Origin of the sequence: Bacillus sp. L_1B0_5 (assembly GCF_000836715.1) — a bacterium.
GTDB classification, from domain to species: domain Bacteria; phylum Bacillota; class Bacilli; order Bacillales; family Bacillaceae_G; genus Bacillus_A; species Bacillus_A thuringiensis_S.
The window spans coordinates 1-816 of record NZ_JXIS01000119.1 but is presented as its reverse complement, the minus strand read 5'-3'; the positions used below and the strand labels follow the sequence as shown (position 1 = coordinate 816).

Sequence of the window (816 nt, the reverse complement as noted above, 5' to 3'; positions counted from 1 at the left end):
CAAACTGGAGAACATGTTCAGCTACTTAGCTTCGGTACATTCGAAGTTAGAGAACGTGCTGCCCGTGAAGGACGCAACCCACAGACTGGGGACGCTCTTACCATTCCTGCGAGAAAAACACCTGCCTTTAAAGCGGCGAAAGCATTAAAAGAAGCTGTAAACGCTAAATAATATTTCTTTAACAGTAGCATAAATCCAGTAGGAATCATGCTACTGTTTTATTTTAGAATCGAATTGTAGAGATCGCATGTTTATATACAAACTGTTGCTTTCCTTCCGCCTCTATCAAAATCGAATATACATCATATCCTTGTATTGTTCCTTTAATATGAAGACCTTTCAATAAAATTAGCGTCACATTCTTTTTCTCTTGCATCGCTTCTTGTAATAACCGTTCTTGAAGCGATACCATAGCTTTTGGTCTTTCCTTTTGAAGTGCATGTGGTTTTCTTTCCAACATTTGATTCCCCCCTTATTCTCAAGCTCTTTCGAGATACTGTTCTAATTCCTCCAGAAGCTGTTTCGCCCCTTCTGGGCTCAACGTCAACTTTCCATCCGCTAGTTTGATATTCTGGGAAGAAATTTCTCCTGTTATGGGACAAGTACCATACGATTGATATTTCTGTAGAATAATCGTTTCACCTTCTATAAATATTTCTAATGGTTCTTTTTCGTGAATGTTGAGTGTGCGCCTCGTTTCCTTCGGTATCACAACTCGACCAAGCTCATCCATTTTTCGTACAATACCTGTTGCTTTCATAGAAATGCCCTCCTTTTGTACACATAGACTATCTCACATCTTATGTGACCGTTTTC

At 39.3% G+C, this 816-nt stretch carries 3 protein-coding genes; 1 reads left to right on the top strand and 2 read right to left on the bottom strand.

Annotated features, from left to right (window positions below):
• The coding region (locus tag RT27_RS28395; RefSeq protein ID WP_043938450.1) for an HU family DNA-binding protein at window positions 1-171 on the top strand (171 nt) is incomplete at its 5' end.
• 52 nt (window positions 172-223) lie between these two features.
• On the opposite strand, the gene hfq is transcribed toward RT27_RS28395, so the two are convergent.
• Together hfq and RT27_RS28385 are read right to left on the bottom strand one after the other, a co-directional pair.
• Complete coding sequence (hfq, locus tag RT27_RS28390; RefSeq protein WP_043938451.1) at window positions 224-457, bottom strand: RNA chaperone Hfq; 234 nt, start codon at window positions 455-457, stop codon at window positions 224-226.
• 21 nt (window positions 458-478) lie between these two features.
• Complete coding sequence (locus RT27_RS28385) at window positions 479-760, bottom strand: AbrB/MazE/SpoVT family DNA-binding domain-containing protein (protein WP_043938449.1); 282 nt, start codon at window positions 758-760, stop codon at window positions 479-481.
• Window positions 761-816 lie beyond the last annotated feature (56 nt).